The sequence below is a fragment of the Bacteroidota bacterium genome, assembly GCA_034439655.1.
In the GTDB taxonomy this organism is placed as follows: domain Bacteria; phylum Bacteroidota; class Bacteroidia; order UKL13-3; family UKL13-3; genus CANJUD01.
In genome coordinates, this window is the sequence record JAWXAU010000120.1 from 12,415 (window position 1) to 28,424 (window position 16,010).

General features: G+C 36.4%; 14 protein-coding genes and 1 tRNA gene. All 15 read left to right on the forward strand.

Annotated elements, in window-relative coordinates; genetic code table 11:
* The first annotated feature begins 74 nt into the window (after nt 1-74).
* Entirely contained in the window at nt 75-710 is a 636-nt protein-coding gene (locus SGJ10_08490; GenBank protein MDZ4758162.1) for a hypothetical protein, read from the forward strand.
* On the forward strand, nt 711-1,148 hold the full coding sequence (locus SGJ10_08495; protein MDZ4758163.1) for a thioesterase family protein: 438 nt from the start codon (nt 711-713) through the stop codon (nt 1,146-1,148).
* A 28-nt stretch (nt 1,149-1,176) separates the two neighbouring features.
* Nucleotides 1,177-2,607: a hypothetical protein gene (locus SGJ10_08500; GenBank protein ID MDZ4758164.1), complete on the forward strand. Its 1,431-nt coding sequence runs from the start codon at nt 1,177-1,179 to the stop codon at nt 2,605-2,607.
* Nucleotides 2,608-2,686: 79 nt separating this feature from the next.
* Nucleotides 2,687-3,298: a hypothetical protein gene (locus tag SGJ10_08505; GenBank protein MDZ4758165.1), complete on the forward strand. Its 612-nt coding sequence runs from the start codon at nt 2,687-2,689 to the stop codon at nt 3,296-3,298.
* Between the two features lie 159 nt (nt 3,299-3,457).
* Nucleotides 3,458-5,263 (forward strand): 30S ribosomal protein S1, encoded by a 1,806-nt coding sequence (gene rpsA / locus SGJ10_08510; GenBank protein MDZ4758166.1) that lies wholly within the window; start codon nt 3,458-3,460, stop codon nt 5,261-5,263.
* Nucleotides 5,264-5,662: 399 nt separating this feature from the next.
* Entirely contained in the window at nt 5,663-6,556 is an 894-nt protein-coding gene (locus SGJ10_08515) for an EamA/RhaT family transporter (protein ID MDZ4758167.1), read from the forward strand.
* Complete coding sequence (locus SGJ10_08520) at nt 6,534-7,148, forward strand: YigZ family protein (protein ID MDZ4758168.1); 615 nt, start codon at nt 6,534-6,536, stop codon at nt 7,146-7,148. Before SGJ10_08515 ends, SGJ10_08520 begins: the two co-directional genes overlap by 23 nt.
* Entirely contained in the window at nt 7,138-8,895 is a 1,758-nt protein-coding gene (locus tag SGJ10_08525; protein MDZ4758169.1) for a T9SS type A sorting domain-containing protein, read from the forward strand. The genes SGJ10_08520 and SGJ10_08525 overlap by 11 nt, the downstream gene beginning before the upstream one ends.
* 69 nt (nt 8,896-8,964) lie before the next feature.
* Nucleotides 8,965-10,200, forward strand: coding sequence for a DegT/DnrJ/EryC1/StrS aminotransferase family protein (locus SGJ10_08530; protein ID MDZ4758170.1), 1,236 nt, complete (start codon nt 8,965-8,967; stop codon nt 10,198-10,200).
* A 21-nt stretch (nt 10,201-10,221) separates the two neighbouring features.
* Complete coding sequence (locus SGJ10_08535; protein ID MDZ4758171.1) at nt 10,222-10,800, forward strand: sugar transferase; 579 nt, start codon at nt 10,222-10,224, stop codon at nt 10,798-10,800.
* A gap of 118 nt (nt 10,801-10,918) precedes the next feature.
* Nucleotides 10,919-12,739 carry a nucleoside-diphosphate sugar epimerase/dehydratase gene (locus tag SGJ10_08540; protein MDZ4758172.1) on the forward strand — a complete coding sequence of 607 codons (1,821 nt, stop codon included), beginning with the start codon at nt 10,919-10,921 and terminating at the stop codon, nt 12,737-12,739.
* A gap of 4 nt (nt 12,740-12,743) precedes the next feature.
* Nucleotides 12,744-13,226 (forward strand): hypothetical protein, encoded by a 483-nt coding sequence (locus SGJ10_08545; protein ID MDZ4758173.1) that lies wholly within the window; start codon nt 12,744-12,746, stop codon nt 13,224-13,226.
* Nucleotides 13,223-13,999 carry a diaminopimelate epimerase gene (gene dapF, locus SGJ10_08550; protein MDZ4758174.1) on the forward strand — a complete coding sequence of 259 codons (777 nt, stop codon included), beginning with the start codon at nt 13,223-13,225 and terminating at the stop codon, nt 13,997-13,999. The genes SGJ10_08545 and dapF overlap by 4 nt, the downstream gene beginning before the upstream one ends.
* Nucleotides 13,996-15,627 (forward strand): S8 family serine peptidase, encoded by a 1,632-nt coding sequence (locus tag SGJ10_08555; GenBank protein ID MDZ4758175.1) that lies wholly within the window; start codon nt 13,996-13,998, stop codon nt 15,625-15,627. The genes dapF and SGJ10_08555 overlap by 4 nt, the downstream gene beginning before the upstream one ends.
* Nucleotides 15,628-15,669: 42 nt before the next feature.
* Nucleotides 15,670-15,740 (forward strand) — tRNA-Cys (locus tag SGJ10_08560).
* Nucleotides 15,741-16,010: the final 270 nt, after the last annotated feature.

Below are 16,010 nucleotides of genomic sequence, written 5' to 3' on the forward strand. Positions count from 1 at the left end.
TTGCAACCTTTTTTACTTTTGTATGTATCATTGCAACAGCAAACGAAAGTGATAACTAATAAAAAAATAAATTTATGATAAAGAAGGCAACGTTTCTATTTGGCATGGTATTAATCTTCACCACTATTTCCAAAGCTCAAATTTTTAAGCTTGATGGCTTGTATATTGCCGGAGGTTATGGATTTGGAGCTGCAACTATTGAAGATAATTTGAATATAAGTATTGGTAGCTCTGTAAAATATAATTCATATCAGAATTACAGTATTGGCCCAATTGCATTGCAGGGTGAGTATGGCATAAGTAGCAGATTGGGTATAGCCTTTCATGTGGCCAATATGCACTCATTTGAAAAAGGTAGTTATAGTGAGCAAATATGGAACCCGAATACCCGCACCTTCGAAAACCATTTTGTTACTTTTAATAATGCAAAACATGTTACAGGTATGAGTGTGAGAATAAACAATCACTTCTCCAAATCAGAAAAATTGGATGTATATTGGGGAGTCGGTTTGGGGCAAAACAAAACGCGTTACAAAATAACCACGACGGGTGCTCATGCTAGTGTAAATCCGTATAGTGATTCCCCCATATTTGCAGAGCTTTATTTAGGTGGCCGTGCTTATTTCAATGAACACTGGGGTGCTTATGCCGAAGTTGGTTTTATGAAAACATTCGTGATTGCAGGTTTCGTTTGGAGGAATCATAAATAAATGGCAAGAATTCAACTGCATTTTCAGGGCGATGAAGTTTATAACACCCAATTACAAATTAGGGTCTCAGAACTTAATTATGGCAACCATTTGGGTAATGATTCGCTGCTGGGTTTGATGCAGGAAGCAAGGGTACAGTATTTTAATTCTCTGGGTCAAACTGAAAAAGATTTCTATGGGGTTGGCATTATTATGAGCGATGTGGCAGTTGTATATAAGTCAGAAGGGTTTGGAGGAAACGAAATCCAATTTGATATCGCTCTTTCAGACTTTTCTCCCAAGGGTTTTGATATGTATTATAATATATACAATAACACCACACAAAAACAATTAGCTATTGCCAAAACAGGAATTGTATGTTTTGATTACAGTATTCGGAAAGCTGTGAATTTGCCCGAAATTTTTCTAAGTCAGTTAGGTTTGTCGCACCGATACTAAAGTAAATGTCCAAAATCCCTTATAGCAAATGAATTTATCTGAACAAAAAAAATACCTAGATGCTAATTCAAAATTGGATGCAAAGCTAGTAGCTATAGCTGGCGAAAATTTGGGCTGGGAGATGCAACAATATGAAAATGCCTGTGTACGTTTCTATATAAAACCATCCTTATTGGGCGATGGTGAAACACTTACATTGAAGTATGATAATGGCAAATGGGAAATTATGAGCCGAACGGAGATGAAACTGTTTCCTTCATTTACCAAAAATTGGCTCAATGTGAAAAAGATGTATGAAGAAATTACCATGTTGCTTGAATATGATAATTTGGATAATCATACCATCGGAGTGCCTCAAGAAAAATTTAATATTCCGGACAAACATTGGTACGAAAAAGTGCCTTGGTTAAGTTTGATTATTGTATTAATACATGGCTTTATATTTTGGGCGTTCAGCGAAGACGTGAGAGATGACGCATGGCAGGCAGAAAGATCGATTTTAAAAGATGCAGGTGCATTCGACCGCTCCCTATTCTATGATGGCAATTGGTCGCATATTCTCAAATCTTTCTTTTTCGATTTCCGACCCGGTATATTATATGTGTCCACCATTGCAGTTTTGGCATTGGGATATACTATTGAAACTACAATGCCAAGGTGGTTTGTATTGCTCATTTTAATTGTGGCTTCCACTGCAGGATTGTTTTGGGCTTTCGACCGTACCCTCGAAAATATTTATGATACTTCGCAAACGGTATTCGCCGCTCTACTGGGGATATATATAAGTGGGCTACTAACTAGGGCTATTTATTTCCCGCTGCAGCGTGCGGTAGCGTTGGCCTTGTTTGCTTACTTTGGTTATTGGAGCATGAAAGCAGATTTTTTTCCGGTGGTCGATAAGCATGTGTTCATGGGGGCATGGCTTTTTGGTATAATGGGCGGATTGTGCTGGTATATTCCTTTTGATATTATTAAAATTAGAAAAGTATTGGCACCGATGTCAATCTTTGTAATATATGTAATAATGGTTTTTTGGGTTTACAAAACTGTTAACCATGACTATTTATGTATAGAAAGCTTTAATAAAATGGATGAAAATATAGACCCCTATTCTCCAAGAAGTTATTATTATATGGATTTGGAACGTGTCCAAAGGCAAAGATCAAGCACAGAAAAAGCCCTGATAAGATTAGATGAACTTATGGCCTATAAAACTACCAGGTCCATGTGGGAGGTTAATTTAGCATTGCAAAAATTTTTAAAGAAACTGGTCGAAGAATACGATTATATGCTCAAACAAACTCCCATCACGAGTCAATATAAAATGACGATAGACGAGGAAGGCTCAAAAGCAGATAGGAAAAAGGAAAATTCCCAAAAGTTGTTTAATTTGTATTACGAAACTGTAAATACTTATTGGGAGAAGGAGCATATAAGAATTCCAATAATTACGGACTAATTTATAGCTATAGTTGACATTGCATTAATTTACGTTCCAAAAAGAAGTATATTTGCCGCATTAACACCACCTCTTGCCCATGAAATTATTTTCTAAAACAATACTCATTATATTATTAGTACTAGGTAATAAAATATATGGAGCTGACACAGCATCTTACAAAGTTTTTTTGGTTCAAGGAAGTCTGACTTATGAAATTACACCCGATAAGAAGCATGTAATAAATTTGAACGCAGAACCGTTTGAGTTCCGATTCGAAATGGCAAATATGACTGAAATTAGTTTAAGTGCCAATCATGATTCAGGAGTTTATAAAACCCCATTCAGCAAACAACTTAAAGAATGTCCTAGAGTTGGCCCTGCTGCAGGTTCAGAAACAAACTTGAATGAGGCAAAAGATATTATAATATACAAATCGGGAGATGGGTACTTGAAATGGTTTTACAAATCGGATAGCAACCATCGTTTCGACTCGGGAGTGATAAAAAGCGGAAATACGATTTATGCAAAAAGAACGATAAGAAATTATTGGTACTTGCCCCACTATAAAGAAAAATCGGTTGCTGAAAACAAGAAAAAGCTATATGTTACTTTTTTTAATGTTTTTAAAGAACCTTGTGAAGCATTCAAAGAAGGGGAGTTGGTGCCCGATCGACGTTATGTGACCTTGGTGTTTCAGAATTTAAAGTAATTTTATTTTTCGGGATGTACTGCTACTTTTAAGTTTCATTGCGTTTCATCACTTTTTTGTCTTAGCCCAAGGAGCAAATTTCTTGGTTCAAAAAAAATATTGGTAATCAGAATATTTCATTTAAATTTGCACCCCCTAAGAAAGGAGTAACCCAAATTAATGACAGAAAAAAACACCCCAAACACTGGATCAGCAGATTTTGATTGGTCTATGGACAAAGCCGGTTTCGGCAACTACACAGAGGATGAGCGTAAAAATTATGAATCGCTCTACGAAAAAACATTAACCGTAATTACTGAACGCGAACTTGTGCAAGGCATCGTTGTGGCTATTGGCGACAAAGATGTAGTGCTCAATATCGGTTTCAAATCAGACGGACTTATCTCATTGAATGAATTTCGCGATATGCCCGATTTGAAAGTAGGCGACAGCGTTGAAGTTCTTATCGAAAGCACCGAAGATTCTAGCGGACAATTGTTACTTTCACGCCGTAAAGCCATTGGCGAACGTGCTTGGGAGAATATTATCAAAGCCCACGAAAATGATGAAATCGTTGAAGGATTTGTTAAGTCAAGAACCAAAGGTGGTCTTGTTGTAGATGTGATGGGGCTTGATGCATTCTTGCCAGGTTCACAAATTGATGTTAAACCAATCCGCGACTACGATGTATATGTTAACCAAACTATGCAATTCAAAGTGGTGAAGCTTAACATGCAATTCAAAAATGTAGTTATCTCTCACAAAATATTAATAGAAGACGATATCCAAGCTCAGAAGAGCGATATATTGAGCAAACTAGAAAAAGGACAAGTATTGGAGGGTGTTGTAAAAGGCATGACTTCTTTCGGAGCGTTTATTGACCTTGGTGGTTTAGATGGTTTGTTACACATCACCGATATCTCATGGGGGCGTATTAACCACCCAGAAGAACTATTACAGATCGACCAAAAATTGAATGTAGTTATACTTGACCACGATACCGAAAAGAATCGTATTTCTTTAGGATTGAAACAACTTACTCCGCATCCATGGGATACCATGACCGAAGGACTTGCCGAAGGAAACAAAGTGAAAGGTAAAGTAGTTACTGTTGCCGATTATGGAGCATTCGTGGAACTAGCCCCAGGTATTGAAGGTTTAATACATGTATCAGAACTTTCATGGAGTTCGCATCTTCGCAATCCACAAGACTTCTTGAAAGTAGGCGATGAAATAGAAGCTGTTATATTAAATCTCGACAAAGAAGAACGCAAGATGAGCCTTGGTGTAAAACAACTTACACCGGATCCTTGGGGAACAATTGCTGAGAAATATCCTGTAGGTTCACGTCATAAAGGTATCGTTCGCAACCTTACCAATTATGGTTTGTTTGTAGAAATGGAACCCGGCGTTGATGGACTTGTTCACGTTTCCGATTTGTCATGGACCAAGAAAATTAAACACCCAGGTGAGTTTGTGAAGAAAGACCAGGAAATGGATGTAATCGTGTTGGAAGTTGATTCTGAAAACCGCCGTCTAAGCCTAGGACACAAGCAATTGGAAGATAATCCATGGGAAACTTTCGAATCAATATTCCCTGTAGGTAGCGACCACGAAGCTACAGTTTTGAAAATACAAGACAAAGCTGCAACCCTTGCCCTGCCCTATGGCGTAGAAGGTTATGCTACTTTAAAACAAATGCAGAAAGAAGACAAGAGCACTGCCAAAGAAGATGAAACAATTATTGTAAGAGTAATTGAATTCAACAAAGAAGGCAAACGTATTGTTGTTTCTCACACTGCTACTTGGAAAGAAGAAGAAAGCAAAAAGAAAGAAGAAGTAGATACCAAAAAACGTCGCAACGATGATGCAGCAACAAAAGCTGTTAAAACCATCAATGCTAAAATAGAACGTTCTACATTAGGAGAAATGGATGCTTTGGTAAATCTTAAAGCTGAAATGAACGAAAACGATAAGTCTGAATAAGACCCTAGTTTTTTCTCAAATATTATTACAATGACCCTGTTCCGATCAATCGGAATGGGGTTTTTTGTTTTGGAATCCGGAAGCTATAAGTAGGAAGTCAGAAGTCCGAAGTTGGAAAGTCCGAAGTTTTTGTTATACCGACACTCAATATTTAATAGTCCAAAAGAAAGGGACTAATCCCCCCGCATCCCGATAATTATCGGGATTAGGCGGGGCTTTCGGGATGTAGTTGGGCATTACCATTCTACAAACCAAAAATAGTCCAAAGACTATTTTTGGTTAAGAATTGGTATAACATTCTAAAAACTAAATCCGCCACCGGCGGAGAACTATTTTAGTTTAAAAATTGGTATTACTTCCAACTTTGGGCTTCTATCTTCCAACTATATTTGCACTCCCATGTTCTACCTTATCATAAGCATTATATTCTCCGCTGGAATGGTCTTGTCATTCAAGTCTTTTGAGGTATTTAAAATAGAGAATTTGCATGCACTTTTGGTCAATTATATCACATGTGCTATTTTATGCAATGTTTTTTCGGCAAATGGACCTGTAGTGCTCACAGCTTTTTGGCAGCACGATTGGTTTCCTTTAACCGTATTTTTGGGCATTTTATTTATCAGTATATTTTATGCGTCAGCTATTACCGCACAAAAGGTTGCAGTATCAGTGAGTATCGTATCTTCAAAAATGAGTGTAGTAATCCCAGTACTTTTTGCATATTATTATATGGATGGCAAACTAAACTATATAACAATTATAGGAATTATAGGGTCATTACTCGCTGTATATTTTACGGTTAAACGTGAGGAAAAAAGCAGGCTCTCAGGATTGGGTAATATATTGTTCCCCTTAGCTGTGTTTTTAGGTAGCGGTATTGTTGATTCTAGTTTGAACTATTTACAACATACCTATATGAACTCATCGGATGTGAACGACCAATTGGGCCTAATTTTTGGCATTGCAGGTGTTTCAGGATTGGTAGTATATATGATACAAATTGCAACTAAAAAACAAAAGCCCTTCCAAATAAAATCAGTAGCAGGAGGCATGGTTTTGGGTAGTTTTAATTATATAAGTACAATCTGTTTGATGAAGGCATTGAATGAAAAAGTCATTGAGAAAACAGTCTTATTCCCTGTCGCAAATGTTGCAATAGTAGCACTTACCACAGTTTTGTCTATTATATTTTTCAAAGAGAAACTGAGCAAGCAAAACTGGTTGGGTATTGTATTATGTTTGATGTTTATATTATTGATTTCGCAATCGGATGTTATTTACGGATACTTATAAAACTATTGTAGGGCCAACGCAGGCAAGTTTTCGCGACCGTGGTAGTAAATTTATGGGCTATGCATTTCCTGTAAAAAGTGAGGAGGAAGTTAAATTGCATATTTCACAATTGAAAAAAGAATTTCATGATGCCACACACCACTGTTATGCTTATATAATAGGTCCCAATGCCGAAGCACAAAGGGCTAACGATGATGGAGAGCCAGCCAATACTGCGGGAAAACCTATACAGCGAGCTATACATGCAAGAGGTCTTACCAATGTTTTGGTGGTAGTGGTTCGTTATTTTGGTGGCAAACTTTTGGGTGTGCCTGGTTTAATAAATGCTTATGGAAATACCGCCACCGAAACCTTGAACGAGGCTGTTGTTATTGAGAAAATAGTAGAAGAAGTGCATCAGGTTACATTTAATTATGAGGTCGAAAATGCAGTGTTCAAGATGCTAAAAAACCATGATGCCATAATTTTGCAAATAGATAAATTGCAGCAATGTTCCATTATATTTGCAATTAGGATGTCAAATGCCTTAAAGCTGGGCAACGCTTTAAAAGAATTGTTGTCTGCAGAGCTAAAGTATTTATATGTGCAATAAAAAATATACAGTTTCACACTTTGTAAAAGCAATTTTATATTGCATAGGTATATGGTTTTTTAATCAGCAAGCACAAGCCCAGAATTCCAATAAAATACAATCCTTTTATCAGCAAAGGCAAGCTATTGTTGAGTTTGACAAGGGAAGCATTATAAATAATGAAGATATCATTTATTATACTGAGGAGTATATTAATAAGTTGTTTCCTCAATATGAAATAAAATTTAAATCTATCAAAAGGTCACCATTCTCTTCCCATCTTTTATTCCAACAACGCTATGAAACGCTGCCTGTTTATCAAGGTTCAGTAATGGTGAATATTGCTAATGATGGCAGGGTATTGAGCATCATAAATAACCTAATTGATTTTAATTACACCAAACCAGCGTATTCAAATAATATATATAATTGTATATATTATGATGGAGAAAAACCGCTTTCAGTTTTGCTTGACAGTATTACCAATAATGTAGGACTGCTGGAAAGAGTATTTTATAATAACGAAATCATATATACAAATATACTCACAAGTTATCTCAATCCTATTGATACCACAGTAAAAGCTAAGGTTTTTAATCCCGACCCTATCACCACGGCCAATGTTGTGTATGGTGGGAGTTATAGCGATTTTAACGATTCAAATGTGTCAATTTTGAATAATGAAATGCAATTTCAAAATTTAAGATTAAAGTATGATAGTGGTTATTTTATTTTTGAAAATAATCGTGTAAAAATTAAAAAAATTAATCCAGTTGTATATTATGATACTGCAGTTAAAGGTAGTATTCCCATATATGGCAGAGGCGATAAAAATTTTGAAGGGCTCAATTGTATATATCATATTACAGAAGCAAATGAATATATAAATAATTTAAGTTTTAAACTCGGAAATTATCAGATTTGGGTTGACCCTCATGGCCGCAGTGACGATAATTCGGCTTTCACAAATGATGGGCAAAATCGATATATCAAATTTGGCGATGGTGGAATAGACGATGCTGAAGATGCGGATCCAATCATCCATGAATATCACCATGGTATTTATGATGAAGCCTCGCAAAGCCAGAATATAGGGCTTTACCGCAAATCGATGGAGGAAGGAAGTTGCGATTATGCAGCAGCTTCTTATTCTAAATATATTACTTCTTATCAGTGGCAAAAAGTATATAATTGGGATGGGAATAATAATTTTGATAACCCACAATGGTTGGGTCGTACGGTACAATCCACGAGAAAATATCCTACAGATTTGAGTGGCGGAAACATCTATAATAATGGAGAAATATGGTCTACTTTTTTAATGAATTTAGAAGCTAGTGTAGGTCGAGATTACTTGCATAAACTATTATATCAATCGTTTTACTCCGCAGCATTATATATTGATTTCCCTACCATGGCCAAACTGCTATTGCAGAGTGATACACTAATTAATGGAGCTGCAAATTGTTGGAAGATTTGTATGGAGCTCACCAAAAGTAATATACTGATTTGTGGAACCCCAGTGCAGCAAGCAGAAAAGCAAAATATTGATATGGTGCATACAGATAAATTCGTTTCAGTAAAAAATACTAGCGATAAAATATTAAACCTAACGGTATTGAGTATGGATGGCAAGCTCATGCTGCAACAACTAATACCTGTAAATGTCACAGAAACACTCGATAAATCAGCTCTGCCACAAGGTATATATATAGTCAATATTTGCAACGAGAAAATAAATTATACAAAAAAGATTGCCGTCTATTAAATTTTTTGACATAGGTTTACAAAAAAAATAGCTGCATTTGCAAATGTTTTCTTAAATTTGTAAAGTATTATGATACCATTTTCGCCACCCCGCATCGACCAGAAGATTATTGACGAAGTAGTTGATACTCTTAAATCTGGCTGGATTACCACCGGTCCAAAGACAAAATTATTTGAAAAAAAACTTACCGAATATACCAATTGCAAAGCCACATTATGCCTAAATTCGGCTACGGCAGGTTTGGAATTGATGCTGCGTTGGTTCGGAGTAGGAGAGGGCGATGAGGTAATATTACCCGCCTACACCTATTCAGCTACAGCCAATGTAATTATACATTGTGGAGCCAAGCCTGTGTTTGTAGATGTGGGAAACGACTTCAATATCACAGTCGACAATATCCGTCGGGCCATAAACGACCGCACCAAAGTGGTGATGCCTGTCGATTTTGGTGGTTTACCCTGCGATTATAATGCGATAAATGCCTTAGTGAAGGAACCTATGGTGAAAGCTTTATTCCAAGCAAAAACCGAAGAGCAGAAAAAATTGGGTCGTGTATTAATTTTGAGCGATGCAGCCCATTCTATTGGTGGTAGACTCGATGGCAAAAAAGTAGGCAGCCTTACCGATATTTCAGTTATTTCATTTCATGCGGTAAAGAATTTGACCACGGCAGAAGGTGGTTGTGTTTGCCTCAATTTGCCCGAAGGTTTCGATAACGAGGAAGTATATAAATTATTATGTGTGAAATCGCTGCATGGGCAGAACAAAGATGCATTGGCCAAAACCAAGCCCGGAAATTGGAAGTATGATATTATTGATGCAGGATATAAATGCAATATGACTGATATCATGGCCTCCATTGGATTGGTAGAACTGGAAAGATATGATCGAGAATCATTGGTGAAAAGAAAGCAAATAGTAGACTATTATAATAACTTTTTTAAAAATAAATTTTGGGCTGAGTTGCCCGCTACCTCCGATTCACGCAGAGAATCATCTTATCACCTATATGCTTTAAAAATAAAAGGAATTACCGAAGGCGAACGCGATGACATGATACAACTTATTACCATGCTGGGCGTTTCAGTCAATGTGCACTTTATACCAGTGCCGATGATGTCGTTTTACAAAAATATGGGATATAATATTACGCATTACCCCAATACTTTCAATTTATATAGTCGCGAAATATCATTGCCCGTATTTTATGATTTAACTATGGAACAAGTAAAAACCGTGTGTGAAGCAGTGCACGAATCGGTGGAGCAAGTGATTAACAAAAAAGAAAGTATCGTCAATATTTAATCTTTATATATGGTAAAAAGGATGTTTGATTTTTTAGGGTCACTTATAGGTTTGATTATACTAATCCCATTCTTTATTATTATAGCGATTTTGATTAAATTGAATTCTAAAGGCCCCGTGTTTTATAAACAACAAAGAGTAGGATTGAACAATACGAATTTTGGAGTATATAAATTTAGAAGTATGTATATGGATGCCGATAAAAAAGGATTATTAACAGTGGGAGGGAGAGACCCTCGCATTACTTCTATTGGGTATTTTTTGCGTAAGTATAAAATTGACGAATTGCCACAGCTCATTAATGTTTTATTAGGAGAAATGAGTTTGGTAGGGCCAAGACCCGAAGTGAGAAAATATGTTGATTATTATAATGCAGAGCAAATGCGTGTACTGTCAGTAAAGCCAGGTATTACAGATAATGCATCAATTGAATTTATTGATGAAAATGTATTACTTGCACAAGCTGCCGACCCTGAAAAGTATTATTTAGAAAAATTGATTCCACAAAAAACCGCCATCTATCTAGAGTATGTTGATACTCGAAATTTTTGGAAAGATATACAAATAATTTTCAAAACCATTTTCAACGTTTTTAGATAATACTATTATGATAAATTGGGAAAAACTATTTTTGAAAAAAGGCAAAAGCATACCTCGCTGGGTAGTCTTTATTCTTGATTTGGTGATATGCACTTTTTCTTTGGCATTTGCCTATTTAATGAGATACGAATTTAGTTTAGATTCGCTACTCAAGGATAATCCCAATGTGCCATCTGCTTTCGTTATTTTGTTGTTTTTTAGGGTGATTGCATTTTATATCACGCAAACTTACGCTGGTATTATTAGATACACTAGCAGTCAAGATGCAGTGAGGATTGCATTGGCAGTGGGAAGTAGTTCCATAGTGGTATTGATTCTGAATTTGGTATATCAATACTACACACATATATCCATTCTGCCCAATTCGGTTATTATCATTGATATGTTCATTACCGTAATGGTAATGACTTCTTTCAGGTTGGGATATAAACTCATTTTTCAGCAAGTTAAAAACGCATCCATCAGCCGTACGAATGTTATCATATATGGAGCAGGTCAACTGGGTATGATTACAAAACGCACGCTCGACCATGACCATAATTTAAGTTATAAAGTAGTAGGGTTTTTAGAAAATGATCGAACAAAGGTTAATAAATATTTGGAAGGTGTAAAAATCCATCATGAGGATGAATTAGATAATTTATTGTCGAAAGGAAACATACAGCAGGTTATTATATCCATCCAGAATTTCTCGAAAGAAGCAAAGCGTAAAGTGATAGAGACTTGCTTAGAACATAATGTGAAAGTGCTGACTATTCCACCCGTAAATAAATGGATTAATGGGGAGTTGAATATCAAACAAATTAAGAATGTAAAGATTGAAGATTTACTAGGACGTGATGCTATTGAATTGGATAACGCACTGGTGAATCAGGAATTGCGGAATAAAGTGATTTTGGTAACAGGTGCAGCGGGCTCCATTGGTTCAGAAATTTCGCGACAGTTGATGACCTTGCAACCTGATTTGCTTATAATGGTTGACCAAGCCGAAACACCTTTATATGAATTGGAGTATGAATTTAAGAATGACCTCAAATATGATAATATAAAACATGCAGTATTTGTGGTAGGCGATATACGCAATGAAAATACCATGCGTGAGATTTTTAAAAAATATAAACCTAATAAAGTATTCCATGCCGCAGCATATAAGCATGTACCATTAATGGAAGCTAATCCTGCGGAAGCTCTTAAAAATAATGTTTTGGGAACCCGCAATCTTGCAGATTTATCCGTCGAATTTGGAGTGAATAAATTTGTGATGGTTTCTACCGACAAAGCTGTCAATCCTACCAATGTAATGGGTGCATCTAAACGTATAGCAGAAATTTATGTACAGTCATTAAATAAGCATTTAAAAAATAAGTCGCATCAAAACCATACAAGGTTTATCACAACCCGTTTTGGGAATGTATTGGGTTCTAATGGCTCGGTGATACCCTTATTTAAAAAACAAATTGAGAATGGAGGCCCCATTACAATAACCCATAAAGATATCACCCGTTATTTTATGACTATTCCCGAGGCATGCCAATTGGTACTAGAAGCTGGTGCAATGGGCAAAGGAGGAGAGATATTTATATTTGATATGGGCGAACCTGTTCGCATCGTTGATCTTGCTAAAAAGATGGTAAAACTTTCGGGACTTGAGTTGGAAAAAGATATACATATCACCTATTCGGGTTTACGTCCAGGTGAGAAAATATTTGAAGAATTGCTGAATGATAGCGAAAATACAATGGCAACCCACCATCCCAAAATTATGATTGCCAAAGTGAGGGAATACGCCTACGAAGAAGTAAATGATAAGATAAATGATCTGATAATAACGGCTCATACCAATAATCACGACGAGGATGTAGTAAGGCACATGAAACAATTGGTGCCCGAGTTCTTAAGCAATAATTCAGTATTTTCTGTTTTGGATGAAGCAAAATAATTGCATGAAATTAGGATTCACTATTATATATCTATTACTTATTTCATATAGTGCTTTGGCTAATGATAATGAACCTACAAAAAAAAAGAAAATATTCAACAACAAGCATCAAGGATTAGCTTTCGGAATTAGTGCAGGTAAGTATATATATGGTGATGTGGCTTATTATAAAACAAAATATTTAGTACTCACCACCCTCAAGCAATCTTATGGAATAGAATTCGGTCGCTATAATAATCAAACGGTATTAGCCCCCAAAGCTTCTTTACATTTAAAATTTTTAAAATATGTTCAAGTGGGTGAGCAGGTTTTGTTCTATTATGATTTTAATCAAGTAGCTCCAGCATTAAGAACCGAGGTGGGATATGTAATTAATAGGCAATTTGAAGCACGGGCTGCAGTATATACCTATGTTTGGAACAATGATCTCACTTCACATCTGAATAAATATCATATCTCTATACTTTATTTTTTAAAGATTAAATGATTAAATTCCATAAATACCAAGGTACAGGGAATGATTTTATTATCATCGATAATCGTGAAAATATTTTCGACAAAAGCAATAATAGTTTGATAGAAAACTTATGTGACCGCAGGTTCGGTATAGGGGCTGACGGGTTGATATTGTTGGAGATGAAGAATAATTTGCCACAAATGGTATATTACAATTCCGATGGTAAACCCAGCAGTATGTGTGGAAACGGCGGTCGCTGTTTTGCAGCATTTTGCAAAGAATTTGATTTAGTTACAAACAACGAAATGACTTTTGAAGCTGTAGATGGCAAGCATGAAGTGCTATATGAACCCCAAAAGATTAAATTAAAAATGAATGATGTGCCTGCTATTAAACCAATAGGCAGCGATTTTGAATTAAATACAGGTTCGCCACATTATATAGTTTTCGAACAGCATATTGACGATATCAATATTATTGAAAGAGCTCGTCAAATTCGTTATAATAATACTTATAAAGAAGCAGGTATTAACGTAAATTTTGTGGAACCTATTGATACCGGAATTTTTGTACGCACTTATGAAAGGGGGGTGGAGGATGAGACCTACTCTTGCGGTACAGGTGTTACTGCGGCTGCATTGGCATACCACCATACACATATTATGAGCTTGGGAAACTATATAGTGGATGTAAAAACCAAAGGGGGACTTTTGGCTGTTTCTTTCAATTTTGATAAAGAGTATAACAATATTTGGTTGATAGGTCCAGCAGTTTTTGTATATGAAGGAGAGATTGTGCTTTGAAAAAAGTATTCATATATTATATAGTTTTTATTTTTTCTATTTCATTTGCAAATGCAGAAACCTATTTTGTAAGCTTTAAGGATAAGGGCGTAAACGTTTTCTTAAAACCCACGCAATTTCTTGGTCAAAAATCTATTGACCGTCGCATCAAATCGAAGGTGGAAATTGATTATACGGATTTCCCAGTTTGCAATGATTATATACAAAAAATCACTGCTGCTACACAGAAAATATATACACAATCAAAATGGTTGAACGGTGTGGTAGTAGAAGCTACGCATCAACAATTAGCTATTATCATACAATATAATTTTGTTAAGGATATTACAGAACTTTCTTTCAAAAAAAGTATGATTACCCTAACCAATAATACCGCTGCCAATATTGGTTTTTGCCCTTCCGATTTTGCCCTGCCACAATTGGATATGCTCAATGCAACGCTACTGCATCACAATGGATACACAGGCAAAGGCATAATCATTTGCGTGATGGACGATGGATTTAAAACCGTGAACACCATGAACACATTTGCACATTTATATACCAATAAACAAATACTTGCCACCTGGAATTTTGAAACAAATGCAGCAGATTTATATCATACTGGTGGACATGGCACAGCCGTACTTTCGCAAATAGTAGGTAAAGCGGAAGGCTTGTTGCGAGGTACAGGCCCAGATGTGAGTTTATTACTTACCAAAACCGAGAATGAAGGAGAAAATCCAATTGAAATGTATCAGTGGGTGGCCGCTGCCGAGTGGGCTGACAGCATGGGAGCAGATATTTTTAGCACTTCATTGGGCTATACACAATTCGACAATAAGAAAGATAATTACTATTATGCCGATATGGACGGGCACACCACACCTATCAGCAAAGCAGCTATACTTGCAGCTCGTAAGGGGATTTTGGTGGTGAATAGTGCAGGTAACGAAGGTTGGGCTCCTTGGCATTATATTTCTGCACCTGCTGATGCTGACAGTATTTTAACTGTGGGTGCAGTTGATGCTAATGGATATTATATAGGTTTTAGTTCAGTGGGGCCTACCTGGGATGGTCGTATAAAGCCGGATGTGGTTACTATGGGTCACCTAAATGTGGTTGCAACCGCCAATGATATATTAATTAATTCATCAGGAACTTCTTTCTCATGCCCAATTTTGAGTGGACTAGCCGCTTGTATATGGCAAGCAGATACAACATTGAGTAGTTTTCAAATTAGGGATATTATTAAACAAACCGCAAGCAGGGCATCGCATCCCGATAATGAATATGGTTGGGGAATCCCCGATGCATCTTTGGCTATCGAAAAAATTACGGGCAAAAAATTATTATATCCTGCCGATTGCAGCTTGCTCGACCCCAATGGCTTTATCATTACCCCAAATCCTTATTATAATGGTGGAGTTTTGTCTATTACAGTATGGGAAAAAAATATGCCCACCGATTACAGCATGGAGTTCTATACTGCCGATGGCAAACTAACCTATACCGCAAATATAAATACTGTAGTGGGGCTGCATCGGTACGCTGTTAATACTCCAAACAATATGCAGCCTGGTTTGTATTTTATAAAATTATTGCAAGCCGAACAAATTATAAAGGTAGAAAAATTGATTGTATTTTAATTTGCCTATTCGCCAAAGTCCCTTATTTTTGCACCAATATTTGGCATCGTGGCCGAGTGGCTAGGCTCAGCTCTGCAAAAGCTGCTACAGCGGTTCGAATCCGCTCGATGCCTCTAGCAAATTAATCCCCTTCGATATCGTTGGGGATTTTTTGTTTTCTGTGTTAGTAATCCAGATGTATTTTTACTATCACAAACATTATATGCTAACCATTAACCATTATAAAGTTGCATCAGCAATCCGCTGGTGGCGGAAATAATTTATCAGTAACCATTAATCATTATACCTCTTTCATAATTCAAATAAGAAAAGCCAAATTATAACGGACACTTTATTTTATTGTAGTATCGCTCGCCGCGAACTCCGATAACTATCGGGGCTTC